We start from the raw sequence: 26,365 nt of genomic DNA, 5'->3' as shown, positions 1-26,365 counted from the left end.
GTTCCGGGGTGGCAACCGGGACGACGGACGCGCGCGCCGCCCTGCCGCCTGCCCTCGCCGAGGTGCTCGCCGGGTACGAGGAACACCTGCGCGGCCAGCGCGACCTCTCGGAGCACACCGTCCGCGCGTACGTCACCGACGTCACCGGGCTGCTGGACCACCTCACCCGCCGCGGCGGCGAGCGCCCCGAGCACCTCGACCTCGCCGTGCTCCGCAGCTGGCTCGCGCAGGGCCGGACGCGCGGCCACAGCCGCGCCACGACCGCCCGGCACGCCGCCGCGGCCCGGTCCTTCACCCGCTGGCTGCACCGCGCCGGGCACGCCGCCGAGGACGCCGGCCTCCGGCTGGTCAGCCCCCGCGCCCACCGCACCCTGCCCGACGTGCTCGCACCCGACCAGGCGCGGGCCGTCGTCGAGTCGGCCGCGGACGCCGAGGACCCGGTCGGTCTGCGCGACGCGCTGGTCCTGGAGCTGCTCTACGCCAGCGGCATCCGGGTCAGCGAGCTCGTCGGCCTCGACGTCGACGACGTGGACCGGGGTCGCCGGGTGCTGCGCGTGCTCGGCAAGGGCCGCAAGGAGCGCACCGTCCCCTACGGGCTGCCCGCCGAGAAGGCCCTCGACGCCTGGCTGACGCGGGGCCGCCCCGCTCTGGCCGTCACCGACTCGGGGCCCGCGCTGCTGCTCGGCGCGCGCGGCCGGCGGCTGGACCCCCGCGAGGCCCGGCGCACGGTGCACGCCGCCGTCGCGGCGGCCCCGGGGGCACCCGACATCGGCCCGCACGGTCTGCGGCACTCCGCGGCGACGCACGTCCTCGAGGGCGGCGCGGACCTGCGGTCCGTCCAGGAGCTGCTCGGCCACGCTAGCCTCGCTACAACGCAGATCTACACGCACGTGACCGTCGAACGGCTCCGTGCGGTCCACGCCCAGGCCCATCCACGGGCCTGAGCGGCGGGGACGACGGATGCGACGCACAGCAGCCACCACCGGCCGGGACAACGGGGCGCGAGCCCGCAGCGCGAGCGAGGAGGGCCACCGTGCCTGAGGCAACGATCCACCGGATCGACGAGGCGGCCGAGGACACCGACGCGTTCGTCGCGCAGCTGTGGGCCGCCTACGTCGCCGACCGCGACCCGGGCCTGCGCGACCGGCTGATCCTGCACTACGCGCCGCTGGTCAAGTACGTCGCCGGCCGGGTGGGCAGCGGCCTCCCGAGCCACGTCGAGCAGGCCGACCTGGTCTCCTACGGCACCTTCGGGCTCATCGACGCCATCACCCGCTACGAGCCCACCCGCGAGGTCAAGTTCGAGAGCTACGCGATGGCCCGCATCCGCGGCGCGATCATCGACGAGCTGCGCAACACCGACTGGATCCCGCGGTCGGTGCGCATGAAGGCCCGCCAGTTCGAGCGCACCGTCGCCGAGCTCGAGGCCCGCCTGCACCGGACGCCGACCGACGACGAGGTCGCCGACGCCATGGACATGGACGTCGAGGACATCCGCAAGTTCCTCGGCCAGCTGTCCCTGGTCAACGTCGTCGCCCTCGACGAGCTGCTCACCGACGACGACGGCGGTGCCCCGCGGCTCGGCGACACCCTCCAGGACACCAGCGCGCTGGACCCGCAGGCGATGGCCGAGCACGGCGAGGCCCGCCAGCTGCTCGCCCGCGCCGTCGAGCAGCTCCCCGAGCGGGAGAAGGTCGTCGTCTCCCTCTACTACTTCGAGGGCCTCACGCTCGCCGACATCGGCCGCGTCCTCGGGGTGACCGAGAGCCGGATCTGCCAGCTGCACACCAAGGCGGTCCTGCACCTGCGCACCAAGCTCGCCGACATCGCCTGACGGCTCGCCGGATCAGCCCCCGCGCAGCGGCAGCAGCCGGACCCGCGGCGGCGCGAGCAGGGACAGCGGGTCCAGGTAGACCTCCCCGCGGCGCAGCCCCCAGTGCAGGCACGCCTCCACCGGGCAGCCCGCGTGGCCCGGGACGAGCGCGCCCACGGGGGAGCCCCGCGCCACTCGCTGGCCCGCGGCCACGGACCCGGTGACCGGCTCGTACGTCGTCCGCAGGCCACCGGCGTGGTCGATGCTGACCACCGGCCGCCCGGCCACCATGCCGGCGAACACCACGACGCCCTCGCCCGCGGCCAGGACCGGCGCCGCGGGGGCACCGGCGAGGTCCACGCCCCGATGGCCGGGCCCGTACGGGTTCGCGAGCCGGTCGAAGGGCCGGGTCACCACCGGTCCGCCGTCGAGCGGCACGCCCCAGGCGGCGGCCGTCGGAGCGGGAGGCGGGGCCGCCACCGACACCGGTGTCGCCGCTGCCACGACCAGCGCCGCGACCAGCGCGGCGAGCGCGGCAGCGGGGACGGGACGCATGCCGCCGAGCCTGCCCGCGGACCGGCCGCAGGAGAGCCGCCCACCGGAGGCTGTGGACGGACCTGGCGGCGGGGGAGGAGCCCCCGTGAGGTCGCGTATGCTGTCCGGTGCGACCCGTCCGCGGGTCGACTTCGCGTGTCCTCTTCCCGCCGATCGGCGGGGCAGCCACCACCTCGGTCCTCGCCCGCACGGGCGGGGGGAGTGGTGCCGCAGGACGCCAGGGCGGGCGCCACCCGGTGCCCGCGACAACCGGATCATGCGTGCGGCCCCGTGGGGTCGCGCGCGGAAGAAGAGAGGCTGCAATGGCAGTCGTCGGCATGAAGCAGCTGCTCGACAGCGGCGTCCACTTCGGGCACCAGACCCGTCGCTGGAACCCCAAGATGAAGCGCTTCATCTTCACCGAGCGCAACGGCATCTACATCATCGACCTGCAGCAGACGCTCGGGTACATCGACAACGCCTACGAGTTCGTCAAGCAGACGGTCGCGCACGGCGGTTCGATCCTGTTCGTCGGCACGAAGCGCCAGGCGCAGGAGGTCGTCGCCGAGCAGGCCACGCGCGTGGGCATGCCCTACGTCAACCAGCGCTGGCTCGGCGGCATGCTGACCAACTTCCAGACGGTCTTCAAGCGCCTCGAGCGCCTCAAGGAGATCGAGGACATGGAGCAGACCGGCGTGCTGGTCAGCCTGTCCAAGAAGGAGCAGCTGGTCCTCAGCCGCGAGAAGGCAAAGCTCGACCGCTCCCTGGGCGGTATCCGCGACATGAAGAAGGTGCCCAGCGCCATCTGGATCGTGGACACCAAGAAGGAGCACATCGCCGTCGGCGAGGCCCGCAAGCTGAAGATCCCGGTGGTCGCGATCCTCGACACCAACTGCGACCCCGACGAGGTCGACTACAAGATCCCGGGCAACGACGACGCGATCCGCAGCATCGCCGTCCTCACCCGCGTGATCGCCGACGCCGTCGCCGAGGGCCTCATGGCCCGCTCGGCCGCGCAGGCCAACGCCGGCCGCGAGGACGGCGCCGAGCAGGTCATCGGTGGCGACCAGCCGCTGGCCGACTGGGAGCGCGAGCTGCTGACCGGTGGGGACGCCGCGGCCGCCCCGGCCGCCGACGCCGCCGCCACCCCGCTGCCGGAGACCCCGGCCGAGGCCCCGACGGTCACCGCCGAGGAGGTCGCGCCCGTCGAGGGCGTGCCCGCCACCGGCAGCACCGAGACCGGCACCCAGGGCGCCCAGAACGGTTGATCACCCGGCGCCGTCCCCGACACCGGGGACGGCGCCGCGGCGCGCCCGCTCCACCCCCGCAGCACCGACAGACCACAGAGGAAAAGACATGGCTGACTTCACTGCGGCCGACGTCAAGCGTCTCCGCGACGCCACCGGCGCCGGCATGATGGACTGCAAGAAGGCCCTGACCGAGGCCGACGGCGACTACGACAAGGCCGTCGAGTTCCTGCGCGTCAAGGGCGCCAAGGACGTCGGCAAGCGCCTCGAGCGCTCGACGACCAACGGCATCGTCGTCAGCAAGGACGGCGCCCTGCTCGAGCTCGACTGCGAGACCGACTTCGTCGCCAAGAACGCCGACTTCATCAAGCTCGCCGAGCGCCTGCTCGAGATCGGCCTGGCGAACAAGGCCGCCGACGCCGAGGCCCTGCTGGGCAGCGACGTCGAGGGCCAGACGGTCGCCGCGCTGGTCGAGGGCGAGTCCGCCCGCATCGGCGAGAAGCTGGTGCTGAGCCGCTTCGCCATCTTCGAGGGCACCACCGCCACCTACCTGCACAAGCGGGCCACCGACCTGCCCCCGGCCATCGGTGTCGCCGTGCAGTACAGCGGTGGCAGCGAGGACGCGGCCCGCAGCCTGGCGATGCACATCGCCGCCGCGCGCCCGCGCTACCTCACCCGCGAGGAGGTCCCGGCCGAGGCGGTGGAGACCGAGCGCCGCGTCGCCGAGCAGACGGCGAAGGAGGAGGGCAAGCCCGAGCAGGCGATCACCAAGATCGTCGAGGGTCGGGTCAACGCCTACTACAAGGACTTCGTCCTGCTCGAGCAGCCGTCGATCACCGAGCCCAAGCGCACGGTCAAGCAGATCGTCGACGAGGCCGGTATGACCGTGGAGCGCTTCGCGCGCTTCGAGGTCGGCCAGGCCTGAGCCGAGCACCCGCGCACGGGCATTCGGCCCCGCTCCTCTCCGGGAGCGGGGCCGAACGTCTGTGCGGCAGGATCAACCCCACTGACGTCGAACGAGGGATGACGCGTTGACCGAGACGACCGCACCGCTGTCCGCGCCCACCGCGTTCCAGCCCGCCGACGGCACCGGCTACCAGCGCGTGCTGCTCAAGCTCTCCGGCGAGGCGTTCGGGGGCGGCAAGGTCGGGATCGACTCCGGCATCGTGCACAGCATCGCCGAGCAGCTGGCCGAGGTCGTCCACAAGGGCACGCAGGTCGCCGTCGTCGTCGGTGGCGGCAACTTCTTCCGCGGCGCGGAGCTCGCCCAGGCCGGCATGGACCGCCGGCACGCCGACTACATGGGCATGCTCGGCACGGTCATGAACGCGCTCGCCCTGCAGGCGTTCTGCGAGCAGGTGGGCCTGGAGACCCGCGTGCAGACGGCGATCACCATGGGCCAGGTCGCCGAGCCCTACATCCCGCGCAAGGCGGTGCGGCATCTGGAGAAGGGCCGGCTGGTCATCTTCGGCGCCGGCGCGGGCATGCCGTACTTCTCCACCGACACCGTCGCCGCCCAGCGCGCCATGGAGATCGGCTGCCAGGTGCTGCTGATGGCCAAGAACGGTGTCGACGGCGTGTACGACGACGACCCCCGGATCAACCCGGCGGCCACCATGTACGAGGACCTGGACTACGCCACGGTGCTGGCCGACGAGCTCAAGGTCGCCGACGCCACGGCGATCAGCCTGGCGATGGAGAACCGGATGCCCATCGTGGTGTTCAACCTGCTCCGCGACGGCAACATCGCCCGGGCGACCGCAGGTGAGAGGATCGGCACGCTGATCAGCCAGCCGGCCTGACCCCGGCGCACGATCTGCACAGACGAGGACGACGACGGCCGCGGTCCGGCCGTCGCAGGAGGGACAACCCGTGATCGACGACACCCTGCTCGATGCCGAGGAGCGGATGGACAAGGCCCTGTCGGTCGCCCGGGAGGACCTCGGCTCGGTCCGCACCGGCCGCGCCACGCCGTCCATGTTCAGCAAGATCATGGTGGACTACTACGGCGCTTACACCCCGGTGCCGCAGATGGCCTCGATCACTGTGCCCGAGGCGCGGATGGCGGTCATCAAGCCCTACGACATGAGCCAGCTGACCGCGATCGAGCGGGCCATCCGGGACAGCGACCTCGGCGTCAACCCCACCAACGACGGCCAGATCCTGCGCGTGGTCTTCCCGCAGCTGACCGAGGAGCGCCGCCGCGACCTGGTGAAGCAGGCGCGCGCCAAGGGTGAGGACGCGAAGGTGGCGATCCGCAACATCCGCCGCCGCGCGAAGGACGAGCTCGACCGCATCGCCAAGGACGGCGAGGCCGGTGAGGACGACGTCCGCCGCGCGGAGAAGGAGCTGGACAACCTCACCGAGCAGCACGTCGCGCACGTCGACGAGGCGATGAAGAACAAGGAGACCGAGCTGCTCGAGGTCTGACCTCCGATCGGCCGACCGCCCATGACACCCCCCTCCGCCGACCGCCCGGGCGCGCTGCGCCCGGGGGCCACGCCGTTCCCGCCGGCGGGCGCCCGCCCCGCCTCCGGGAGGTCCGACGGCGACACCGGTCCGGTCTCCCGGTCGCGGTCGGTCCCGCCGCTGCCGCCGCTGGCCTCCCGGCCCGTGGAGCCCGTCCCCGAGGCGACCGTCGAGGTCCCCGCGGTCGAGGTCCCCGCGACGGCTGCCGACGGCACCCCCGTCGCGGAGCCGCCCGCGGATGCGGAACCGCCGGTGGACGAGCTGCCCGAGACGGAGAAGCCGGTGACCGGCCACGGCCGCGCCGGGCGCGACCTCGGTGCCGCGATCGGCGTCGGTCTCGGGCTGGCCGGCCTGGTGCTGGGCTCACTGCTGATCTGGCGGCCGGCCTTCGTGGGCCTGGTCATCGCGGCGATGCTCGTGGGTGTCGTCGAGCTGACCCGGGCGATGCGCGCGGGCGAGTTCCGCGCGCCGCTGGTGCCGCTGCTCGTCGGCGTGCCGGCCATGCTGGTCCTCGCCTGGACCCGCGGGACGACCGGCCTGGTCACCGGCTTCTTCGTCACCGTGCTCGCGGTGCTGTTCTGGCGGCTCGCCGACGGCCCGGCGGGCTACCTGCGGGACGCCTCGGCCGGCGTCCTGGTGGCCCTCTACGTGCCGCTGCTGGCCGGTTTCGCCGTCCTGCTCGCCGTTCCCGACGACGGCGTGGCCCGGGTGCTCGCCTTCATCGCCACCGTGGTCTGCAGCGACGTCGGCGGCTACGCGGCCGGGGTGCTCTTCGGCAAGCACCCGATGGCGCCCTCGATCAGCCCGAAGAAGTCGTGGGAGGGCCTGGCCGGCTCGGTGCTGGCCTGCGTGGCCATCGGCGTCTGCCTGTTCACCTTCACCTTCCACGAGCCGTGGTGGGGTGGCGTGCTCTTCGGCGTGGCGCTGGCGCTCACCGCCACGATCGGCGACCTCGGCGAGTCGCTGATCAAGCGCGACCTCGGCATCAAGGACATGGGCAACCTGCTGCCCGGGCACGGCGGGATCATGGACCGGCTGGACTCGCTGCTGCCCTCGGCGGCCGTCGCCTATTTGCTGCTCTCGGCGCTCGCCCCCGTCTGACGCCTCAGGCGCTGCGGCTGACCGACCAGGTGCGGCCCAGCTCGGCGAAGCCACGGCGGGCGTACCACCTCCTCGGCCAGTCGTCGGCGGTCGCCTCGAGCACCACCAGGTCGCAACCGGCGGCGCCGGCCAGCTCCAGGGCCCGGGCGAGCAGCGCGTCGGCGTGCCCCCGGCCGCGCGCCTCCGGGTCGGTCATGACCGACTCCAGCGCGGCGGTCGCGCCGTCCACCCGCAGCTGGGCCGCGGCGACGACCCGGCCGTCCTCGTGCACGGCCAGGTCGGTCACCGCGAGGACCGGGTCGTTGAGCAGCTCACGCCGGAGCAGCTGCTCGACGACGGCGTCCAGCCGGTCGACCGTGCCGGCCAGGTCACGGCGCCAGGACCGGTCCCGGAGGTCGCGGAGCTCCTCCGTCGTCACCACCGTCACCCGGTCGGTCGCCGCCCGCGGCGGGTCGGCGGGGGAGCGGCCCATGAGCACCAGGTCCTCGACGGCCCAGCCGCGGCGGCCCAGCTGGAGCGCCACCGGCTCCGCCCCCGGCCAGGCGAGGTAGGCCGCCCGGTGCGGCCAGCCGGCGTTGCCGCCCACGTCCTCGGCGGCGGCCTCCACCTCCGCGGCGTCGACCGGCGAGGTGAGCACCAGCCTGTTGTTGTCGTAGGAGGCGACCACGTCCGGATCGAGGACGGCGACGCCCCCGGGTACGTCGCCCACGCCGACGGCGCGGCGCACCGGCAGCGAGGTGTAGTGGGCCAGGGCGCGCCCCAGCGCGTCGTCGGGGGAGGGGAGAACCGGCGGCACCGGCGGCCGGTACGGGACGACGGCGACGACCGCGCGGGTCGGCAGCGGCCCGTGCAGGTGCGGGAAGAGCATGCCCGCGGGGTCCTCGGGGCGGCCGGGTTCGAACCGCACCGGGTCGGTCAGCCGCGCCGGGTCGACCACGAGGAGCACCAGGTCGCGGCGGCCCGGGAAGAGCGCCCGCGCCGGCAGGTGCACCTGCTCCGGCGTCGACAGGTGGACGAAGCCGACCGAGGCGAGCGACGGCGGGCGCACCGCGCCGTCGGTCAGCGCGGCCCGCCATGCGGCCGGCTCGATGAGGTGCAGGAGGACGTCGGCAGCCACCCTGCGATCCTCCCTGGGTGCCCGACGACGAGCTGCCCGGCCCCACCGACTGGGGGACGACGGTCGGCGTCGGCCCGTGGGAGGGCCCGTGGCCGCAGGACCCGCGCTACGACGCGGAGCTGCTGGCCGCCGGCGACCGGCGCAACGTCGTCGACCGGTACCGCTACTGGACGGTCGAGGCGATCGTCGCCGACCTGGACCGTCGCCGGCACGGGTTCTCGGTGGCGATCGAGAACTTCGGCCACGACGCGAACATCGGCACGGTGGTGCGGACCGCCAACGCGTTCCTCGCCGAGGAGGTGCACGTCGTGGGCCGGCGCCGGTGGAACCGGCGGGGCGCGATGGTCACCGACCGGTACCAGCACCTGCGGCACCACACCGACGTCGGCGAGCTGCTCGCCTTCGCCGCGGCGCGGCAGCTGACGGTGGTCGCCGTCGACAACCACCCGGGCGCGGTGCCCCTGGAGACCGCGGTGCTGCCCGAGCGCTGCCTGCTGCTGTTCGGGCAGGAGGGCCCCGGGCTCACCGAGGAGGCGCGGGCCGGCGCCGACCTGACCGTCTCGATCGCCCAGTTCGGCTCGACCCGCTCGATCAACGTCGGGGTCGCCGCCGGCATCGCGATGCACGCCTGGGTGCGCCAGCACGCGCGGATCGGCTGACCCGAGCCGCTCGCGCGGCCGGGCCGGGCGCCGGGCTCATCGCCGTGGCGGCAGCCCGGTGTCGATGCCGCGGGCGGCGAGCGCGTCCTCGACCGCCGCGCACACGGTGCGGACGACGTCGACACGGGCCCAGCGCTTGTCCTCCCCGGCGACCACGTGCCACGGCGCGGCCGGCGTGTCGGTGCGCTCGAGCATCTCCTCGACGGCGGCCTCGTACTCGGCCCGCTTCCCGCGGTTCCGCCAGTCCTCGTCGGTCAGCTTCCACGCCTTGTGCGGATCGGCCTGCCGCGACTCGAAGCGGCGCAGCTGCTCCTCGGGCGAGACGTGCATCCAGAACTTGACCAGCACGGTGCCCTCGGCGGCGAGCGTGGTCTCCAGGTCGACGATCTCCCCGTAGGCGCGGCGCCACGCCTCCTCGGACGCGAGGCCCTCCACCCGCTCCACCAGCACGCGGCCGTACCAGGTGCGGTCCAGCACGGCCATCCCGCCCCAGCCGGGCAGCGCCGGCCAGAACCGCCAGAGGAAGTGGTGCCGCTTCTCGTGGGAGCTCGGTGCGGAGAACTGCGCGACCCGCGCGTGCCGGGGATCAAGCGGCTCGACCAGCCGCTTGATCGCCCCGCCCTTGCCCGAGGCGTCCCAGCCCTCGAACAGCACCAGCAGCGGCGGCCCGAGCTCGCCGGAGCCGAGCTGGCCGCCCAGCAGCAGCCGCAGGTGGGTCAGCCGGTGCTGCGCCGCCGCCAGCTGCGCCTTGGCCTCCTCCTTGCCGAGGGAGGCGGTCAGGTCGACGTCCGCGAGCCGGCTCATGCCCGCAACCCTGCCAGGTGCCGACCCGACGGGGGTGAGTTCGGTCTCCGCACGGTCTGCACGCGAGGTGGAGTGGGACCATGGACCGGTTATGACTGCCCTGCCCCTCGTCTTCGACGCCCCGCGCCGCGGCAAGCCGCCGCGCCACCTCGCCGACCTCACCCGCGACGAGGCCCGGGCCGCCGTCGCCGAGCTCGGGCAGCCGGCGTTCCGCGCCGACCAGCTGGCCCGGCACTTCTACCGCGGCGTCACCGACCCGGAGCAGATGACCGACCTGCCCGCCGCGGTGCGCGAGTCGCTGACCGAGGCGCTGCTGCCGGGGCTGCTGACCGTCGTCCGGCACCAGACCGCCGACGACGGGCGCACCCGCAAGACCCTGTGGCGGCTGCACGACGGCGCGCTCGTGGAGAGCGTGCTCATGCGCTACCCGGGCCGGGCCACCGTCTGCATCTCCAGCCAGGCCGGCTGCGGCATGGCCTGCCCGTTCTGCGCCACCGGACAGCAGGGCCTCACCCGCAACCTGTCGGCCGCCGAGATCATCGGCCAGGCGGTGGCGGCGGCCGCCGCGATGGCGAACGGCGAGCTCGCCGGCGGCCCGGGCCGGCTGTCCAACGTGGTGTTCATGGGCATGGGCGAGCCGCTCGCCAACTACCCCCGCGTCCGCAAGACCCTCGACGCGCTGCTCACCCCCGCACCGCACGGGCTGGGCCTGGCGCAGCGCTCGGTCACCGTCTCCACCGTCGGCCTGGTGCCGGCGATCCGGCGGCTCACCGACGAGGGGCTCAACGTCACCCTCGCGGTCAGCCTGCACGCCCCGGACGACGAGCTGCGCGACGGCCTCGTGCCGATCAACACCCGGTGGAAGGTCGGCGAGGTGGTGGAGGCCGCCGACGCCTACGCGCGGAAGACCGGCCGCCGCTACTCGGTGGAGTACGCGCTCATCCGCGACGTCAACGACCAGCCCTTCCGCGCCGACCTGCTCGGGAAGCTGCTGGCCGGCCGGCTCGCGCACGTCAACCTGATCCCGCTCAACCCGACCCCGGGCAGCAAGTGGGACGCCAGCCCGCTGCCCGCCCAGCGGGAGTTCGTCGCCCGGCTGCGCGCCGCGGGGGTGCCGACGACGGTGCGCGACACCCGCGGCCAGGACATCGACGGCGCCTGCGGCCAGCTCGCCGCCGCCGACCAGGTGGACGGCGTCCCCAGCGTCGCGCTGCCCACCCCTTCGGCGGAGCCGGTCGAGCCGCCCGTGGAGCTCGGCGCCGAGGGCGACGAGTGACCACCGACGCGGCCCCGGACGCCGAGGCGCACGAGCACTCGCACTCCGACGTCTCCGGCGGCTGGCTGCGCGCCGCGGTCTTCGGCGCCATGGACGGGCTGGTCACCAACACCGCGCTCGTCGCCGGCGTCGGCGGCGGGGGCGCGGCCCCCCGGGCGGTCGTCCTGGCCGGCGTGGCCAGCCTCGTCGCCGGCGCGATCTCGATGGCGCTCGGCGAGTACACCTCGGTGAAGACGCAGAACGAGCAGCTCGACCTCGAGGTCGAGAAGGAGCGGCGGGAGCTCGAGCGCAACCCCGACGGGGAGCTGCGCGAGCTGGTCGAGATGCTGCGCGTGCGGGGCGTCGACCAGGACCTCGCCTCCCGAGGTCGCCGTCCAGCTCTCCCGCGACCCGGAGACGGCGCTGCGGCTGCACGTCGTCGCCGAGCTCGGGCTCAGCCCGGGCGACAAGCCGTCGCCGACGACCGCGGCGGTCTCCTCGTTCGTCACCTTCGGCGTCGGCGCGCTGATCCCGCTGCTGCCGTACCTGTTCGGTGCCGCGGTGCTGTGGCCGGCCCTGCTCTGCGGTGGCCTCGGGCTGGTGGTGGCCGGGGCGCTCTCCTCGACCTTCACCCCGCGGCCGTGGTGGTACGCCGGCGCCCGGCAGCTGCTTTTCGGCGCGGCCGCCGCCGGGATCACCTACCTGATCGGCTCGGCGATCGGCGTCGCGGTCGCCTGACCGGACGCGACGAGGGCCGGCTCCCCGTGCGGGAACCGGCCCTCGCGTGCGTTCGGGCTGCGGGTCAGCGGCTGCGCCAGGCGTTCTTCCTGCGGAAGATGTCCCAGACCAGGATCACGATGAGCAGGAGCGCGGTGCCCAGCACCACACAGGTCCTCGACGCGGCCCTCGTGGTTGCCGACGAGGTAGCTCAGGGTCACGAGCACGGCGATCCAGGCGCCGATCCGGCCCTTGCGGCCGGTCTGCCCGTGCCAGCCCCAGTCGGCCGGCTCCTCGTGCTCGACGGGGTGCGCACCCGCGCGGACCACGCCCTCTTCACGACCGGGCTGGTTGACCCGCTCGGTGGCCGGGTCGTCGATCGCGATCCGGTCCCGGTGCGTCTGCTCGCTCACGTGCTCTCCTCGCGACGCTGCTGTGTCCGTGATCAGCGCGCAGGTCGCTGACCCGCTCATGATGCCAGGCGGTGTCCGCGGTGACCGGCCAGGGCGGTCGCGCGTGGCGCGTTCAGCCGCCGCAGCTCAGCCCCGCCGCGGCGACGGCGGCCGCGGTGGCGGGCGTGGGCAGGCGCAGGAGGGCGCCCTCGACCGGCGGGCCGGCGGGCAGCACCTCGGCCGTGCCGAGCTCGGTGCCGGCGAAGGACGCGAGGTCGGCCAGCGAGGTGCCCGGGTCCCGGGACACCGCGCCCGAGGCGGCCCAGGCGACCCGCTGCAGCCGCCACGGACGGGTGCGGGCCTCGGCCGCGCGGTCCGCGAACGCCCGCAGCACCCCGGCCGCCGTCGCCGCGCGCGCGTCGGGGTCGACGGGGGAGGGGGCCCAGCCGCCGCCGTCCGCCGGCGTCTCCGGGTGGCGGGAGCGGACGAGGGCCAGCGCCGTCGCACCGTCGAGCTCCTGCGCCCCGCCCCGGGGGAGCAGGAGGCCGGCCTGCGGATCGCGGACGGGGCCGGGCAGGTCCACCTCCACCCCGCCGACGGCGTCCACCAGGTCGGTGAACCCGGCGAGGTCGACGGTGACCAGGTGGTCGGTGGGGATGCCGAGCCCGCACAGGGCGGCGACGGTGGCCCCGGGCCCGCGGAGCCAGGTGAGCGCTAGCCGCCCGCTCTGCCCCCCGCCGGTGACCAGCAGGTCGCGGGGGACCGACAGCACCCGGGTGCCGGCGTCGGAGCGGTGCACCACGAGCACGACGTCGGCCCGGCTGCCGGGCACCTCCTCGGTCGTCCCGAAGGCGGCGGCGTCCGCGCCGCGGGGCAGGGCCGCGCGGGAGTCGAGCCCGAGCAGCACCCACGTGCTGCCGTCCCGGTCGTCGGCGGTGAGGTCGACCTCGACCGCACCCATCCGGGCGGAGAGGACGGCGACGTCGACGCCGGCGGCGAGGAGCACCAGCAGCAGGACGGCGGCCGTCGCCCGCAGCCACCGCCGGGACGACGACCGACGCCGGCCAGGGCGGGCCTGGCCGGCGTCGGGATCGTGCGGAGCGGTCATGCTCAGGCCTGCACGCCCCCGGTGGAGCGGCGACGGGCGGCGAGGACCAGGCCTCCACCGGCGGCGAGGGCACCCAGGCCCAGGCCCAGCGGCAGCGCGACGCTGGCACCGGTGGAGGCCAGGCGGGCCGAGCCGCCGGCCGGGGTGGCGGTGACGGCGAAGGCCTCCTGGAAGTAGGTGCCCTTGTCGCCCTCGTAGACCAGCGTGTGGTCACCGACCGGCGTGCCCGCCGGGACGGTGAACTCGACGCGGACGGTGCCCGAGGCGTCGGCGGTGAACGTGCCCACGCGCTGCGGGGTCGAGTTCAGGGTGACGGTGACGACCTCGAAGGGCTTGAAGCCGGTGAGGATCTTCACGACCTTCTGGCCCAGCGGGGCGGCGTCGCCGGTGGCGGCGCCGGTGTCGGGGCTGGCGACGCCGGCCGTGACGGCCGCCGCGCCGCGCGGGGTGCCGGGCGCGGAGGGCGTGGCCGAGGGCGCGGGGGCCGGAGCCGGCGCCGGGGTCGAGGACGGCGCGGCGACGGTGATCGTGAAGTTGCCGTACTCGAAGCCGTCGGTGTACCAGTCGCAGACGGCGGAGAACTCGTAGGACCCGGCCTCGGTCGGCGCGGTCGCGGTGAGGGTCCAGTCGCCGTTCTCGTCGGCCAGCTCGGCGTCGGCCGACTGCGCCCCGACCGCCAGGAAGACGACGCCCGCGGCGTCGTAGTCGGCGTCCTCGGAGATGCAGTCACCGCCGGAGACGGTGTACGTCGCGCCCGGCGCGACGGTCGACTGGCTGACGGTCACGGCCGGGGACGGGGCCGCCGACGCGGCGGGGGCGAACGCCACGCCGAGGGCGGCGGTGCCGAGGACGAGACCGGCGGCGCTGACCGCGCGACGGGGGGAGAGCTGCGACATGGAGGAGCCTTCCTGGCATCTGCGGCCCCGTAGGTGGACCGTCGACCAGGACATCGGCACGCCGACGTTCCGCTTGAGCCCTGGTCACCTTTCCGGGGCAGGTGGTGCCGGAGGGGCGGGTGAGGTCGGGGTGCCGGGGCGGGGCTTGGCAGGATCAGCGCCATGAGCCAGCCGCGCGAGGTCACCGTCCTCGGGTCCACCGGTTCGATCGGCCGGCAGGCGATCGCGGTGGCCCGCCAGAACCCCGACCGCATCCGCATCACCGGGCTGGCCGCGGGCGGCGGCGACGTCGCGACGCTGGCCGAGCAGGCGCTCGCGCTGGGCGTGCGCACCGTGGCGGTGGCGCGGGCGACCGCCGCCCAGGACCTGCAGCTGGCGTTCTACGCCGCGGCGTCGAAGAAGGGCTGGTCGAAGGGCGAGTACTCCCTCCCGGAGATCCTCGCCGGCCCGCGCGCCGCCGAGGAGCTCGCGGCGCGCCCGGCCGACGTCGTCCTCAACGGCATCGCGGGCTCCATCGGCCTGGGTCCGACGCTGTCCGCCCTGCGCGCCGGGCGCACCGTGGCGCTGGCGAACAAGGAGTCGCTGATCGCCGGGGGGGACCTGGTCCTCGCCGCCGCCGCGCCCGGCCAGCTCGTCCCGGTCGACTCCGAGCACTCGGCGCTGGCGCAGTGCCTGCGGGCCGGCACGCGCGGCGAGCTCGCCCGGCTGGTGCTCACCGCCAGCGGCGGGCCGTTCCGCGGCCGGTCGGCCGCCGAGCTGGAGGGCGTCACCGTCGAGCAGGCGCTGGCCCACCCCACCTGGGACATGGGGCCGGTCGTCACCATCAACTCGGCGACGCTGGTCAACAAGGGCCTGGAGCTGATCGAGGCGCACCTGCTCTTCGGCGTCCCCTACGCCGACATCGACGTCGTGGTGCACCCGCAGTCGATCGTGCACTCGATGGTCACCTTCGCCGACGGCGCGACGATCGCCCAGGCCAGCCCGCCGGACATGCGGCTGCCGATCGCCCTCGGCCTCGCCTGGCCCGACCGGCTGCCCGACGTGCAGCCGGCGCTGGACTGGACGGCGGCCAGCACCTGGGAGTTCTTCCCGCTCGACGAGCAGGCGTTCCCCGCCGTGCGGCTGGCCCGCTCGGTCGGCGAGGCCGGTGGCGTGGCCCCGGCGATCTACAACGCGGCCAACGAGGAGGCGGTCGCCGCATTCACGGCGGGTCGGCTCTCGTTCCCAGGGATCGTCCAGCTCGTCGCGCGTACCCTCGACGAGGCGCCGGACCTCGGCGTCCCCACGCGCGTCGAGGACGTCCTGGCCGCGGAGAAGTGGGCCCGGGAGCACGCCCGGGGCATCATCGCCGGAGGCTGAGCTGAGCGGGTTCCTCCTGACGGTCCTCGGGATCGTCGCCTTCGCGCTGGGCCTGCTGTTCAGCATCGGCTTCCACGAGTTCGGCCACTTCTACTGGGCGCGGAAGTTCGGCATGCGCGTGCCGCAGTTCTTCGTCGGCTTCGGCCCGACGGTGTTCTCCCGCCGCTACGGGGAGACCGAGTTCGGCATCAAGGGCATCCCGCTCGGCGGCTACATCCGCATCGTCGGCATGATCCCCCCCGCTGAGGAGGGCGAGGGCACGCGCGCCACCCGGATGCGCAGCTTCATCGCCGAGGTCCGCGGCCAGGCGCTGGACGACGTGCTGCCCACCGACGGCGACCGGGTCTTCTACAAGAAGCCCTGGTGGCAGCGGGTCATCGTGATGTTCGCCGGCCCGTTCCACAACCTGGTGCTGGCGGTGCTGTTCTTCACCATCGTGCTCACCGCCTTCGGCATCCCCGGGGCGACCACCACGGTCAGCGCGGTGCCCGAGTGCGTGCTGCCGGCCGACGCGGCCGTCCGCACCTGCTCCGACGACGCCACCCCCTCCCCGGCGGCCGCTGCCGGCATCCGCGCCGGGGACACCGTCGTCGCGATCGACGGCCGGCCGGTGTCCTCGGTCGCCGACACCGGTCAGGACGACGAGGTGACCGGCTGGGGTCAGGTCCAGGACGCCATCCGGGAGAGCATCGACACCCCCGTCGTCCTCACCGTGGAGCGCGAGGTCGACGGCGCGACGACGCGGGTCGACCTCACCGTCACCCCGATCGCCAACACCGTCTACGTCGACGACGACGGGGACGGCGAGGCCGACGGCACCCGGACCGTGGGCTACGTCGGCATCCAGGCCGCGCAGGACTACGTGCGGCAGCCGGTCACCGCCGTCCCGGGCTTCGTCGGCGACTACGCCCAGCGCGCCGTCGACCGGCTGGTCGAGATCCCGCAGCGGGTGCCGGCGCTGTTCCGGGCCACCTTCCTCGGCGAGGAGCGCGACCCGCTCGGGCCGATCGGCGTGGTCGGGGTCGGCCGCATCTCGGGCGAGGTGTTCTCCCTCGACCGGTTCACCACCCTGGAGAAGGCCAGCCTGTTCTTCCAGCTGCTGGCGGGGATGAACCTCGTGCTGTTCCTGTTCAACCTGCTGCCGATCTACCCGCTGGACGGCGGGCACGTGGCCGGGGCGCTGTACGAGAAGGCGCGCGCGACCGTCGCCCGGCTGCGCGGCCGGCCCGACCCCGGGCCCTTCGACATCGCCCGGCTGATGCCGGTCGCCTACGTGGTCGCCGGGGTCTTCCTGGCGCTGTCCGCGCTGCTGTTCCTCGCCGACGTCATCAACCCGATCACCCTCGCGGGCTGAGCCGGCCGGGAGCCGATCAGCACGCCGGCGACCACGAGCACGCCGGCGGCCAGTTCGACGCGGTCGAGCACCTCCCCGAACGCGAGCCAGGAGGCGAGGACGCCGACCACGGGCACGAGCATCGAGAACGGCGCCACCACGTTCGACGGGTGCCGGGACAGCAGCGAGTTCCACAGCCCGTACCCGACGAGCGTGGCGACGACGACCACGTAGAGCAGTCCCAGGACCGCCGGCAGCGCCTCGGCGGTGGCGACACTCGTCAGCGACCGGCCGATCCGCGCGGGCCCCTCGACCACGAGTGCCAGCGCCAGCATCGGCAGCGGCGGCACGACCGCGGACCACAGCGTGAGGTGCAGCCCGTTGGGCGCCTTCGCCTGCCGGCTGCAGACGTTGCCGATCGCCCAGCCCAGCGCCCCGCACAGGGTGAGGACGACGGGCAGCCACGCGGCGGTCTGCGACCGGTGCAGCGCGATGACGGCCAGCCCGGCGACGGCCAGGGCGACGCCGCCGAGCTGCCGGGCGGAGAGCTTCTCGTGCAGCCAGACGCCGGCGAGCAGCACGGTGAACGGCGCCGAGGCCTGGAGGACGAGCGAGGCCAGGCCGCTGGGCATCCCGGCGGCCATGCCGAGGTAGAGGAAGGCGAACTGCAGGAGCCCGATGCCCAGGCCGACGCCGACCAGCCAGCGCAGCGGCACCGGCGGGCGGGGCACGAGCAGCAGGGCGGGCAGGGCGACCAGGGTGAACCGCAGCGCGACCATGAACAGCGGCGGGAAGTGCTCGAGGGCGAGCGCCGTGGCGGGGAAGTTGACGCCCCAGCAGACGGCGACGAGGCAGGCGAGGAGGCGGTCGCGGGGAGGCACGGCGACGAGCTTCCGGCCCATCAGGGTGAAGGGCAAGCGCGTTCTCGTGCACCGACCTTGTAGCGTTGCTTCATGGTCGACAGCGGGTTGTGGGAGCGGGTGGACGTCGCGCACCTCGCCGTCCTCCGGGAGCTGGCCGAGCACGGGTCCGTGACCGCGGCGGCCCGGGCCACCCGGCTCTCGCCGTCGGCGGTCTCCCAGCAGCTCAAGGTGCTGCAGCGCCGGCTCGGCGTCGTCCTGGTCGAGCGGGCCGGGCGCGGGGTGCGGTTGACCGACGCCGGCCGGGCGCTCGCCGGGATCGCGGCGAGCGTCTCCACCGCCCTGGCCACCGCGGAGGCCGACTGGCAGCGCTACCGCGGCGGGGTCGGTGGCACGGTGCGGCTGGCGACCTTCCACTCGGCCGGGGAGCTCCTGGTCCCCGGTCTGCTCGACCGGATGGCGGCGCATCCCGACGTCGTCCTGGAGACCGTCGACGAGGACGTCCTGCAGGACGACTTCGCGGGCCTGACCGCCGACTACGACGTCGTCGTCGCGCACCGCTCGGACGACGTCGTCCCCCCGCGGCGCGACGGCCTGGAGGTCCGCCTGCTGCTCCGCGAGCCGCTGGACGTCGCGCTGCCGCTGGACCACCCGCTCGCCGGGCGCGACCGGGTGAGCCCGGGCGACGTCATCGACGAGGACTGGATCGTGCCGCCGCCGGAGTTCCCGATCGACCGCGTGCTGACCGCGCTGGCGGCGCAGGCCCGCCGCCCGGTGCGCGTCGTGCGCCGCACGACCCACCTGCCGCTCATCGAGAAGCTGGTCGCCGGGGGGCACGGCATCGCGCTGCTGCCCCGGCACACCACCCAGGAGCGGGCGGAGGGGCGGCTGGCGCTGGTGCCCCTGGCGGACCTGCGCGCGGGCCGGGTCGTCGAAGCCCTGTCCCGCCCCGACCGGGCCGCCCGCCGCTCGGTGCAGGTCGTCCTGGACGCGCTGGCAGCCGAGGCCGCCGCGGTCGCCGGCTGACCCGACGGCGCACGTCACAGCCGTGCGGCGGGCATCCGCGGCGGCGCGGGGGATACTGGCGGGCATGGCGATCCCCGTCGGCCTCGGCATGCCGGCTGCACCCCCGCCCGTCCTCGCTCCGCGGCGGAAGACCCGCCAGCTCGACGTGGGCGGCGTCGGCGTCGGCAGCGACTTCCCGGTCAGCGTCCAGTCGATGTGCACCACCAAGACCGCGGACATCAACGCGACGCTGCAGCAGATCGCCGAACTGACCGCCTCGGGCTGCCAGATCGTGCGCGTGGCGGTGCCCGACACCGACGACGCCGAGGCGCTCGCGACGATCGCCAAGAAGTCGCAGATCCCGGTGATCGCCGACATCCACTTCCAGCCGCGCTACGTGTTCGCCGCGATCGACGCCGGCTGCGCCGCGGTCCGGGTGAACCCGGGCAACATCAAGAAGTTCGACGACAAGGTCGGCGAGATCGCCCGCGCGGCCAAGGACGCCGGCATCCCGATCCGCATCGGCGTCAACGCCGGCTCCCTCGACAAGCGGCTGCTGGCCAAGTACGGCAAGGCGACCCCGGAGGCGCTGGTCGAGTCCGCGCTGTGGGAGTGCTCGCTGTTCGAGGAGCACGACTTCCGCGACATCAAGATCTCGGTCAAGCACAACGACCCGGTCGTCATGGTCCGCGCCTACGAGCTGCTCGCGGCGCAGTGCGACTACCCGCTGCACCTCGGCGTCACCGAGGCCGGCCCGGCGTTCCAGGGCACGATCAAGTCCGCCGTCGCCTTCGGTGCGCTGCTGTCCCAGGGCATCGGTGACACCATCCGCGTCTCCCTGTCGGCCCCGCCGGCCGAGGAGGTCAAGGTCGGCAACCAGATCCTGGAGTCGCTGAACCTCAAGCAGCGCGGCCTGGAGATCGTCAGCTGCCCCTCGTGCGGGCGCGCGCAGGTCGACGTCTACAAGCTGGCCGACGAGGTGACCGCCGGGCTGGAGGGCATGGAGGTCCCGCTGCGCGTCGCGGTCATGGGCTGCGTCGTCAACGGCCCCGGCGAGGCGCGCGAGGCCGACCTCGGCGTCGCCTCCGGCAACGGCAAGGGGCAGATCTTCGTCAAGGGCGAGGTCGTCAAGACCGTGCCCGAGTCGATGATCGTGGAGACGCTGATCGAGGAGGCCATGCGGATCGCCGGCGAGGTCACCGACGCGGGTGCGCCGTCCGGCCCGCCGGTCGTCTCCGTCAGCTGACCGGCGCTCCTCCCGCCCCTCGTGCTCCGTTCGCCCGGGTCCCCCACCACCCCGACGGCCCGCGTCCTCGACGAGGGTGACGAGGCCGCGGTCCACCGGCTGCTCGCCGGTGACCCCGTGGCCGCCTGCGTCCTGGCCGGCCGGGTCGAGCTGACCGGCACCGCCCCGGCGGCCGTGGGCGCGCCGCTGTGGGGCGTGGGCTCCGGCCGGGCGCTCGAGGCGGTCTGCCTGGCCGGGGCGAACCTCATCCCGTTCGCCGTCCCGGGCGCGGAGCGCGCCGCCGCGGCGGCGTTCGCCGACCGCGCCCTCCGGGCCGGGCGCCGGTGCAGCACGATCGTCGGCCCGACGGCCTCGGTGGCCCCGCTGTGGGAGGTGCTGGCGCCGGCCTGGGGCCCGGCCCGCGACCTGCGCCCCCGCCAGCCGCTCATGGCGATCGAGGGCCCGCCGGCCGTCGTCCCCGAACCCCGGGTGCGGCCGGTGCGCCCCGAGGAGCTCGACACGCTGCTGCCGGCCGCGGTCGCGATGTTCACCGAGGAGATCGGCGTCAGCCCGCTGCGCCTGGACGGCGGGGCCGGGTACCGGGCGCGGCTGGCCGAGCTGGTCCGGGCCGGGCGCGCGCTGGCCTGGATCGAGGACGGGCGCGTGGTGTTCAAGGCCGAGATCGGCGCCGTCAGCCGCGCGGCCTGCCAGGTGCAGGGCGTCTGGGTGGCGCCCGAGCACCGCGGCCGGGGCATCGGTGCCGCCGGCACCGCCGCGGTGGTCGAGCACGCCCGCGCGCACGTCGCCCCGGTGGTCAGCCTCTACGTCAACGACTACAACGCGGCGGCGCGCGCCGCCTACCTCCGGGTCGGCTTCCGGGAGGTCGGGCAGTTCTCCAGCGTGCTCTTCTGACGCCGGGCGGGCAGGGGTGCCGTCGACGGGTCCGGGGGTCCACGATGGGGAGGCCTCGCGCCGAGGCCGTCGACGCGGGCAGTCCCCGGGGAGCCGGCATGACCACAGGGCTGATCGAGCTGTCCGACCACCCGCCGCAGACGGTGGCCGTGGTGTACGGGCACGTGGAGAACTCCGAGTACGACGACTTCCTCGCCGCCGCGTTCGGCGAGGTCCGGCGGATGCTGGCCGACCAGCGGCTGCCCGCCGCCGGGCCGCCGTTCGCCCGGTACCGGTCCACCCGGATCGGGCTGGACGTGACCGCCGGCATCCCGGTGGACGCCGACTTCCGCCCGTCGGGCCGGGTGACCACCGAGCAGCTGCCCGGCGGGCTCCGCGTGGCCGCCCCGCACGTGGGCGACCACGACACCGTCGGGTTCACCTACGAGACGCTGGAGGTGTGGATGGCGGGCAACAACTACGTCCCGGCCGGCGACCCGTGGGAGTCCTTCCCGGACGGCGCGGCGGGGCCGACGCTGGTCACCATGCCCTGCCGGCGGAGCACCGCGATACCGCGGCAGCAGCACGTCCGGCCCTGCGACGCCTGACCCCTGACCTGCGCTCCGCGGGTCCACCGCGCCGCGGAGGGGTCGTCTGGGAGGCTGGCCGCCGTGCGCACCTCGCGGCGACCCGCCCTCCTGCTGACCGCGGTCATCGTCGCCGCACCCCTGCTGTCGGCCTGCTCCGACAGCTCCGAGGAGGACGTGCGGGCGGCCGCGCAGGCGTTCCTCGACGCCTGGGCCGGCGGCGACGCCGACGCCGCCGCGGGGGCGACGACCGATCCCGGCGCGGCCGCCGCGCTGCTGGAGCAGACCGCCACCGACCTGCCGGGCGCGGAGCTGTCCGCCGAGCTCGGCGCGGTCACCGTCGAGGACGGCACCGCCACCGCGGACTGGACCGCCACCTGGGACCTCGCCGCCGCACCCGACTGGAGCTACGACGCGACCCTGCGGCTCGAGGAGGGCGACGACGGCTGGGCCGTCGTCGCGGGGCCCACCGTGGTGCACCCCGGTCTCGACGAGGGCCAGCACCTGGTGCTCGCGCGCAGCCTGCCCGAGCGGGCGCCGGTCACCGACGCGACGGGCGCGCCGCTGTTCACCCCCACCGAGGTGGTCAACGTGGGCGTCGACCCCGGCCAGGTCACCGACCTCCCGGCCCTGGCCGCCGCGCTGTCGGCGGCCACCGGCGTCGCCGCGGACGAGATCGCCGCCGACGTGCAGGCCGCGCCGGCGGGCCAGTTCGTCCCGGTCATCACGCTGCGCCGGCCGGACTTCGAGGCCATCCGGGCCCAGGTCTTCGACCTCCCCGGCGCGGTCTTCCCGACCGCCACCCGCCTGCTGGCACCCACCCCGCGGTTCGCCGAGGCGCTGCTCGGCCGGGTCGGGGCGGCCACCGCCGAGATCCTCGAGGAGACCGCCGAGGACGGCGAGCCCCGGTACGCCGCCGGCGACCAGCTGGGCACCTCCGGGCTGCAGCGCGCCTTCCAGGACCAGCTGGCCGGCACCCCGGGCTTCACCGTCCGCGTCGTCGCCCTCGACGAGAGCATCGGCGACGAGGGCCGCGAGGTCGGCGCCGTCGCGCCGGTGCCCGGCGAGCCGGTGCGGACCCCGCTGGTGCCCGCCGTCCAGAACGCCGCCGACGCCGCGGTGGCGGCCGAGACCCGGCCCACCCACCTCGTCGTCGTCCGCCCGGGCACGGGCGAGATCCTCGCCGTCTCCTCCAACGAGGTGGCCGACGCCGGGAACGCGCTGGCCGGCCGGTTCCCGCCCGGGTCGAGCATGAAGACGATCACCGCGACCGCGCTGCTGACCGCCGGGGCGGTCGCGCCCGACACCGTCGTCCCGTGCCCCGGGACGACGGTGGTCGAGGGCCGCGAGTTCGAGAACCAGGACCAGTTCGACCTCGGCACCGTGCCGTTCACCGAGGCCTTCGCCGAGTCGTGCAACACCACCTTCATCCAGCAGGCGATGCAGCTGCCCGACAGCGCGCTGGCCGACGCCGCGGCCGCCTACGGGGTGGGCACCGACTGGCAGCTGCCGGTCGACGTCTTCTCCGGCAGCGTCCCGGGCGACAGCACCGGCACGACGAAGGCCGCGAACGCGATCGGGCAGGGGCAGGTGCTCGTGAGCCCGGCGCAGATGGCCCTCGTGGCCGCCGGCATCGCCGGGGGCACCCCGGTCGCGCCGGTCGAGGTCGTCGGCGCCGAGCCGGCCGGGGCGACGCCGACCGGCCCGGGCCCGCAGGTGCTCGACGCGCTGCGGCCGATGATGCGGCAGGTGGTGCTCACCGGCACCGCCGCGGCGCTGGCCGACCGCGGCGAGGTCTTCGGCAAGACCGGGACGGCCGAGTACGGCAACGCCACGCCGCCGGACTCGCACGGCTGGTTCGTCGGCTACCGCACCGACGGCGCCGCGGGGCCGATCGCCTTCGCCGTCCTCGTCGAGGGCGGGCAGTCCAGCGGCGCCGCCGTCGCCGTCACCGACGCCTTCCTCGGCGCGCTGGGCTGAGCGTCACAACCCGGGCAGCGCGCGGGTGACCGGGGTCTGCCCGGCAGCCGACCGCCAGCTCACCGCCCGCACCTCGGCGGCGCTGAGCGCCTCCAGGGCCAGCTCGCGGGTGGCCGGCTCGGCGGCCTGGTCCAGCACGCGCACCCAGGCGGCGGCCACGCCGTCCTCCAGGACGACGGCCAGCGCCGCGGCGTCCACCCCGGACAGCACCGGGAACGGCAGCGCGTAGCCACCCTCCGCGGGGGTGGGCTCCACCGACCGCCCGGCGAGCAGCGCGACCACCCGGTCGCGGACGTCGCGGTGCGCCGCTTCCGCGGCGCCCGCGCCACCGCGGGAGGCGGGCTCCAGGGCGGCCCCGACCACCCCGTAGCCCCAGATGGCGGCGTGCTCCGCGCCGAGGGCGAGCCCCAGCGCGGTGTTCTCCGCGGCGAGCTCGCCCGAGCCCTCGCCGGCACCGTCGTCAGCCATGCGCGGCTCCCGTCATGCGAGTGGTCCGTCCTGGCCGCGGAGGCCCGCGGCGATCGAGCCGAGCAGCGCCGCCCGGGCGCCGGACTGGGTGACGCACGCGGCCGCGTGGGAGGTGGCGGCCGCTGCCACCTGCGCCCGCAGCCAGGGGCGGGCCTCCTCGGCGGACGCGGGAGCACCGGGGGAGACCGAGCTCGGCGAGGCGCCCGGCGCGGCGGCGCGCAGCCGCTCCAGCTGCTCGCCGGCCTGCGCCGCCAGCTCGGCCACCTCGCCGGCGAGCGCCGGGTCCGCGGCGCCGGCCGCCGTGTACGCCGCGACGAGCGTCTCCTGCACCCCGACCTGGTCGAACAGCTGGTCGGCCTGCGCGCCGGTCACGAGCTCGCGGTCGTCCGGCGGGGCGGAGGTGCAGCCCGCGGCGACGAGCGCCAGTCCGGCGGCCGAGGCCGCCAGCAGCGTCCGCCGCGAGAAGCCCCGCGGGCCGGGGGAGGGGATCGACGACATCGGGTCCATCCTCGCAGCCGCGGGCGACCGGGGTCGGCACGGCGGCGGCCGGGCGCGTTCCGCGTCGACGCCGGGGGCAGGCGGGTCCCGCCCGCCCCTCGCACCCCACGGTGCCCGGTCCGCGCACGCCGCGCCGGGCGGTAACCTGACCTCTTCCCCTCGGAGCACCCTCCCCGGCCGTGCCGGGGGGACGGGCCCGGGGACGCGCCCCGCACCCCGCGGCCGCCCGAGCCAGGAGGAGATGACCGTGTCCGCTGCTCGTGGCACCGCCCGCACCGACCCCGCCGCCGCCCGCCTCGCCGGGTGGATCGAGCCGGTCGTGCTGGGCGCCGGCTACGACCTCGAGGAGCTGGTGGTCACCCCCGCCGGCCGCCGCAGCGTCGTCCGGGTCGTGGTGGACCGGGACGCCGGCGTGACCCTCGACGACATCGCCGAGGTCAGCCGCGCGGTCTCGGAGGTCCTCGACAGCGAGGACGACGGCATGGGCCGCACGCCCTACGTGCTGGAGGTCACCAGCCCCGGCGTCGACCGGCCGCTCACCGAGCAGCGGCACTGGCGGCGCAACACCGGCCGCCTGGTCACCGTGGTAGTGGGGCCGGCCGGCAGGACCGAGCAGGTCACCGGCCGCGTGCTCGCGGTGGAGGACGGCGGGGTGACCCTGGCGGTCGAGGCGCAGGGCAAGCCGGGCGCGAAGAAGCGCCCGCCGACCCCGCGGCAGGTGCCGTGGGCGGAGCTCGGCGCCGGCCGCGTGCAGGTGGAGTTCGGCCGCGCCCCCGCGGAGGACGACCTCGCCGGGGACGACGCGGACGACGAGCTCGACGAGGACGACCTGCTCGACGACGAGCAGACCGACGACGACATGGACGACCCGGAGCTCGACGACGACGTCGCGCCGGGGAACGCGCCGCAGGCGCGAGGAGGAGCACAGTGAAGATCGACGTCACCGCGCTCAAGGCGGTCGAGCGGGAGAAGGACATCCCCGCCGACACGGTGATCCAGGCGATCGAGACCGCCCTGGTGACCGCCTACCGGCACGCCGACGGCGCCGCCAAGCACGTGCGCGTGCACGTGGACCGCAAGACCGGCGAGGTCGCCGTGCTGGCCCAGGAGCTGGGGGCCGACGGCGAGGTCGTCCGCGAGTGGGACGACACCCCGACCGACTTCGGCCGGATCGCGGCCAGCACCGCCAAGCAGGTCATCGTGCAGCGGCTGCGCGACGCCGAGCACGAGCAGACCTTCGGCGAGTACGCCGGCAAGGAGGGCGACATCGTCAGCGGCATCGTGCAGGCGCACGACCGCCGCAACGTGCAGGGCACCGTGCTGATCGACATCGGCAAGGTGGAGGCGGTGCTGCCGCCCACCGAGCAGGTGCCCGGCGAGGACTACGCCCACGGCAGCCGGCTCAAGGCCTACGTCGTCTCGGTCGCCCGGACCTTCCGCGGCCCGCAGGTCACCGTCTCGCGCACCCACCCGCACCTGGTGCGCAAGCTGTTCGCCCTCGAGGTGCCCGAGGTGGCCGACGGCAGCGTCGAGATCGTCGCGGTCGCGCGCGAGGCCGGCGCCCGCTCGAAGATCGCCGTCCGCACCGCGGTGCCCGGGCTCAACGCCAAGGGCGCCTGCATCGGACCGATGGGCCAGCGCGTGCGCAACGTCATGAGCGAGCTGCACGGCGAGAAGATCGACATCGTGGACTGGTCGGACGACCCGGCCGCCTTCGTCGCCCAGGCGCTGAGCCCGGCGCGGGTCACCGAGTCCCGGGTCGTGGACGCCCAGGCCAAGGCCGTGCGCGTCGTCGTCCCCGACTACCAGCTGTCGCTGGCCATCGGCAAGGAGGGGCAGAACGCCCGCCTGGCCGCCCGGCTCACCGGCTGCCGGATCGACATCCGCAGCGACGCCCAGGCCGAGGACGCCGCGGCCGAGCCGTCGCCGGGCGTGGGGCGCGCGCCGCTGCGCTCGGGTGCGCCGCAGCCCCCGACGGGGGGCCGGCCGGCCGCTCACCGGCCGCCGCCCCGACGCGTGGAACATCGCGGGCCCACGACGCGCTAGA

At 75.2% G+C, this 26,365-nt stretch carries 28 protein-coding genes and 1 pseudogene; 20 read left to right on the top strand and 9 right to left on the bottom strand.

The window, feature by feature from the left end; all coding sequences use genetic code 11:
• Positions 1–8 precede the first annotated feature (8 nt).
• Positions 9–944 carry a tyrosine recombinase XerC gene (locus JKP75_RS13790; protein ID WP_200490716.1) on the top strand — a complete coding sequence of 312 codons (936 nt, stop codon included), beginning with the start codon at positions 9–11 and terminating at the stop codon, positions 942–944.
• Between the two features lie 89 nt (positions 945–1,033).
• Positions 1,034–1,834, top strand: a complete 801-nt coding sequence (gene whiG, locus JKP75_RS13785; protein ID WP_200490717.1) for an RNA polymerase sigma factor WhiG — start codon at positions 1,034–1,036, stop codon at positions 1,832–1,834.
• A 12-nt stretch (positions 1,835–1,846) separates the two neighbouring features.
• Here whiG and JKP75_RS13780 read toward each other — a convergent pair whose 3' ends face one another.
• Positions 1,847–2,368, bottom strand: coding sequence for a murein hydrolase activator EnvC (locus JKP75_RS13780; RefSeq protein ID WP_200490718.1), 522 nt, complete (start codon positions 2,366–2,368; stop codon positions 1,847–1,849).
• Positions 2,369–2,670: 302 nt separating this feature from the next.
• On the opposite strand from JKP75_RS13780, the gene rpsB reads away from it, so the two are divergent.
• The 5 genes from rpsB (at position 2,671) to JKP75_RS13755 (ending at position 7,164) form a co-directional block, all read left to right on the top strand.
• Positions 2,671–3,615 carry a 30S ribosomal protein S2 gene (rpsB, locus tag JKP75_RS13775; protein ID WP_200490719.1) on the top strand — a complete coding sequence of 315 codons (945 nt, stop codon included), beginning with the start codon at positions 2,671–2,673 and terminating at the stop codon, positions 3,613–3,615.
• An 88-nt stretch (positions 3,616–3,703) separates the two neighbouring features.
• Positions 3,704–4,519 (top strand): translation elongation factor Ts, encoded by an 816-nt coding sequence (gene tsf, locus JKP75_RS13770; RefSeq protein ID WP_200490720.1) that lies wholly within the window; start codon positions 3,704–3,706, stop codon positions 4,517–4,519.
• Between the two features lie 127 nt (positions 4,520–4,646).
• A complete protein-coding gene (gene pyrH, locus JKP75_RS13765) occupies positions 4,647–5,396 on the top strand; it encodes a UMP kinase (RefSeq protein ID WP_200491373.1) in 750 nt (249 codons plus the stop codon).
• A 70-nt stretch (positions 5,397–5,466) separates the two neighbouring features.
• Positions 5,467–6,024: a ribosome recycling factor gene (gene frr / locus JKP75_RS13760; RefSeq protein WP_200493174.1), complete on the top strand. Its 558-nt coding sequence runs from the start codon at positions 5,467–5,469 to the stop codon at positions 6,022–6,024.
• A 21-nt stretch (positions 6,025–6,045) separates the two neighbouring features.
• Positions 6,046–7,164: a phosphatidate cytidylyltransferase gene (locus JKP75_RS13755; RefSeq protein WP_200490721.1), complete on the top strand. Its 1,119-nt coding sequence runs from the start codon at positions 6,046–6,048 to the stop codon at positions 7,162–7,164.
• A 4-nt stretch (positions 7,165–7,168) separates the two neighbouring features.
• Here JKP75_RS13755 and JKP75_RS13750 read toward each other — a convergent pair whose 3' ends face one another.
• The gene (locus tag JKP75_RS13750) at positions 7,169–8,281 is read right to left on the bottom strand and encodes a DUF952 domain-containing protein (RefSeq protein WP_200490722.1); all 1,113 of its coding nucleotides are present in this window, start codon (positions 8,279–8,281) and stop codon (positions 7,169–7,171) included.
• A 17-nt stretch (positions 8,282–8,298) separates the two neighbouring features.
• Here JKP75_RS13750 and JKP75_RS13745 point away from each other — a divergent pair, with 17 nt between their 5' ends.
• A complete protein-coding gene (locus JKP75_RS13745; RefSeq protein ID WP_200490723.1) occupies positions 8,299–8,940 on the top strand; it encodes an RNA methyltransferase in 642 nt (213 codons plus the stop codon).
• A gap of 36 nt (positions 8,941–8,976) precedes the next feature.
• On the opposite strand, the gene JKP75_RS13740 is transcribed toward JKP75_RS13745, so the two are convergent.
• On the bottom strand, positions 8,977–9,744 hold the full coding sequence (locus JKP75_RS13740; protein WP_200490724.1) for a polyphosphate kinase 2 family protein: 768 nt from the start codon (positions 9,742–9,744) through the stop codon (positions 8,977–8,979).
• A gap of 91 nt (positions 9,745–9,835) precedes the next feature.
• Between JKP75_RS13740 and rlmN the strand changes: the two genes are divergently transcribed.
• The 3 genes and pseudogenes from rlmN (at position 9,836) to JKP75_RS21510 (ending at position 11,737) form a co-directional block, all read left to right on the top strand.
• Positions 9,836–11,020, top strand: a complete 1,185-nt coding sequence (gene rlmN / locus JKP75_RS13735; RefSeq protein ID WP_200490725.1) for a 23S rRNA (adenine(2503)-C(2))-methyltransferase RlmN — start codon at positions 9,836–9,838, stop codon at positions 11,018–11,020.
• An 89-nt stretch (positions 11,021–11,109) separates the two neighbouring features.
• A pseudogene (locus tag JKP75_RS21515) lies at positions 11,110–11,325 on the top strand (VIT1/CCC1 transporter family protein); the annotation flags it as partial.
• 97 nt (positions 11,326–11,422) lie between these two features.
• Complete coding sequence (locus JKP75_RS21510; RefSeq protein ID WP_309230005.1) at positions 11,423–11,737, top strand: VIT1/CCC1 transporter family protein; 315 nt, start codon at positions 11,423–11,425, stop codon at positions 11,735–11,737.
• Here the strand turns inward: JKP75_RS21510 and JKP75_RS13725 are convergent.
• The 3 genes from JKP75_RS13725 to JKP75_RS13715 form a co-directional block, all read right to left on the bottom strand.
• The gene (locus JKP75_RS13725) at positions 11,698–12,129 is read right to left on the bottom strand and encodes a DUF2631 domain-containing protein (protein WP_309229832.1); all 432 of its coding nucleotides are present in this window, start codon (positions 12,127–12,129) and stop codon (positions 11,698–11,700) included. The two genes, JKP75_RS21510 and JKP75_RS13725, sit on opposite strands and share 40 nt — an antisense overlap.
• Positions 12,130–12,241: 112 nt before the next feature.
• Entirely contained in the window at positions 12,242–13,216 is a 975-nt protein-coding gene (locus JKP75_RS13720; RefSeq protein ID WP_200490727.1) for an LCP family protein, read from the bottom strand.
• 2 nt (positions 13,217–13,218) lie between these two features.
• Positions 13,219–14,112, bottom strand: a complete 894-nt coding sequence (locus JKP75_RS13715) for a hypothetical protein (RefSeq protein WP_200490728.1) — start codon at positions 14,110–14,112, stop codon at positions 13,219–13,221.
• Between the two features lie 162 nt (positions 14,113–14,274).
• Between JKP75_RS13715 and dxr the strand changes: the two genes are divergently transcribed.
• Positions 14,275–15,471, top strand: coding sequence for a 1-deoxy-D-xylulose-5-phosphate reductoisomerase (gene dxr, locus JKP75_RS13710; RefSeq protein WP_200493173.1), 1,197 nt, complete (start codon positions 14,275–14,277; stop codon positions 15,469–15,471).
• A 1-nt stretch (position 15,472) separates the two neighbouring features.
• Entirely contained in the window at positions 15,473–16,825 is a 1,353-nt protein-coding gene (locus JKP75_RS13705) for an RIP metalloprotease (RefSeq protein ID WP_242473514.1), read from the top strand.
• On the opposite strand, the gene JKP75_RS13700 is transcribed toward JKP75_RS13705, so the two are convergent.
• On the bottom strand, positions 16,741–17,721 hold the full coding sequence (locus JKP75_RS13700) for an EamA family transporter (protein WP_242471253.1): 981 nt from the start codon (positions 17,719–17,721) through the stop codon (positions 16,741–16,743). The two genes, JKP75_RS13705 and JKP75_RS13700, sit on opposite strands and share 85 nt — an antisense overlap.
• Positions 17,722–17,757: 36 nt before the next feature.
• Between JKP75_RS13700 and JKP75_RS13695 the strand changes: the two genes are divergently transcribed.
• The 5 genes from JKP75_RS13695 (at position 17,758) to JKP75_RS13675 (ending at position 23,352) form a co-directional block, all read left to right on the top strand.
• The gene (locus JKP75_RS13695; protein WP_200490729.1) at positions 17,758–18,690 is read left to right on the top strand and encodes a LysR family transcriptional regulator; all 933 of its coding nucleotides are present in this window, start codon (positions 17,758–17,760) and stop codon (positions 18,688–18,690) included.
• Positions 18,691–18,754: 64 nt separating this feature from the next.
• Positions 18,755–19,915 (top strand): flavodoxin-dependent (E)-4-hydroxy-3-methylbut-2-enyl-diphosphate synthase, encoded by a 1,161-nt coding sequence (gene ispG / locus JKP75_RS13690; protein ID WP_200490730.1) that lies wholly within the window; start codon positions 18,755–18,757, stop codon positions 19,913–19,915.
• A gap of 21 nt (positions 19,916–19,936) precedes the next feature.
• Positions 19,937–20,806, top strand: coding sequence for a DUF4081 domain-containing GNAT family N-acetyltransferase (locus tag JKP75_RS13685; protein WP_200490731.1), 870 nt, complete (start codon positions 19,937–19,939; stop codon positions 20,804–20,806).
• A gap of 98 nt (positions 20,807–20,904) precedes the next feature.
• Positions 20,905–21,393, top strand: a complete 489-nt coding sequence (locus JKP75_RS13680) for a GyrI-like domain-containing protein (protein ID WP_200493172.1) — start codon at positions 20,905–20,907, stop codon at positions 21,391–21,393.
• Between the two features lie 63 nt (positions 21,394–21,456).
• A complete protein-coding gene (locus tag JKP75_RS13675) occupies positions 21,457–23,352 on the top strand; it encodes a penicillin-binding transpeptidase domain-containing protein (RefSeq protein ID WP_200490733.1) in 1,896 nt (631 codons plus the stop codon).
• A gap of 3 nt (positions 23,353–23,355) precedes the next feature.
• On the opposite strand, the gene JKP75_RS13670 is transcribed toward JKP75_RS13675, so the two are convergent.
• Positions 23,356–23,820, bottom strand: coding sequence for a ferritin-like domain-containing protein (locus JKP75_RS13670; protein WP_200490734.1), 465 nt, complete (start codon positions 23,818–23,820; stop codon positions 23,356–23,358).
• Between the two features lie 12 nt (positions 23,821–23,832).
• The gene (locus JKP75_RS13665; RefSeq protein ID WP_200493171.1) at positions 23,833–24,318 is read right to left on the bottom strand and encodes a hypothetical protein; all 486 of its coding nucleotides are present in this window, start codon (positions 24,316–24,318) and stop codon (positions 23,833–23,835) included.
• Between the two features lie 247 nt (positions 24,319–24,565).
• Here JKP75_RS13665 and rimP point away from each other — a divergent pair, with 247 nt between their 5' ends.
• Together rimP and nusA are read left to right on the top strand one after the other, a co-directional pair.
• Entirely contained in the window at positions 24,566–25,249 is a 684-nt protein-coding gene (rimP, locus tag JKP75_RS13660; protein ID WP_200490735.1) for a ribosome maturation factor RimP, read from the top strand.
• Positions 25,246–26,364, top strand: a complete 1,119-nt coding sequence (gene nusA / locus JKP75_RS13655) for a transcription termination factor NusA (protein WP_200490736.1) — start codon at positions 25,246–25,248, stop codon at positions 26,362–26,364. Before rimP ends, nusA begins: the two co-directional genes overlap by 4 nt.
• Position 26,365: the final 1 nt, after the last annotated feature.

It is taken from the genome of Blastococcus sp. TML/M2B (genome assembly GCF_016612865.1).
Lineage (GTDB): Bacteria > Actinomycetota > Actinomycetes > Mycobacteriales > Geodermatophilaceae > Blastococcus.
Note: the sequence above shows the minus strand (reverse complement) of the source record. Positions and strands in the feature narration are given on the sequence as shown.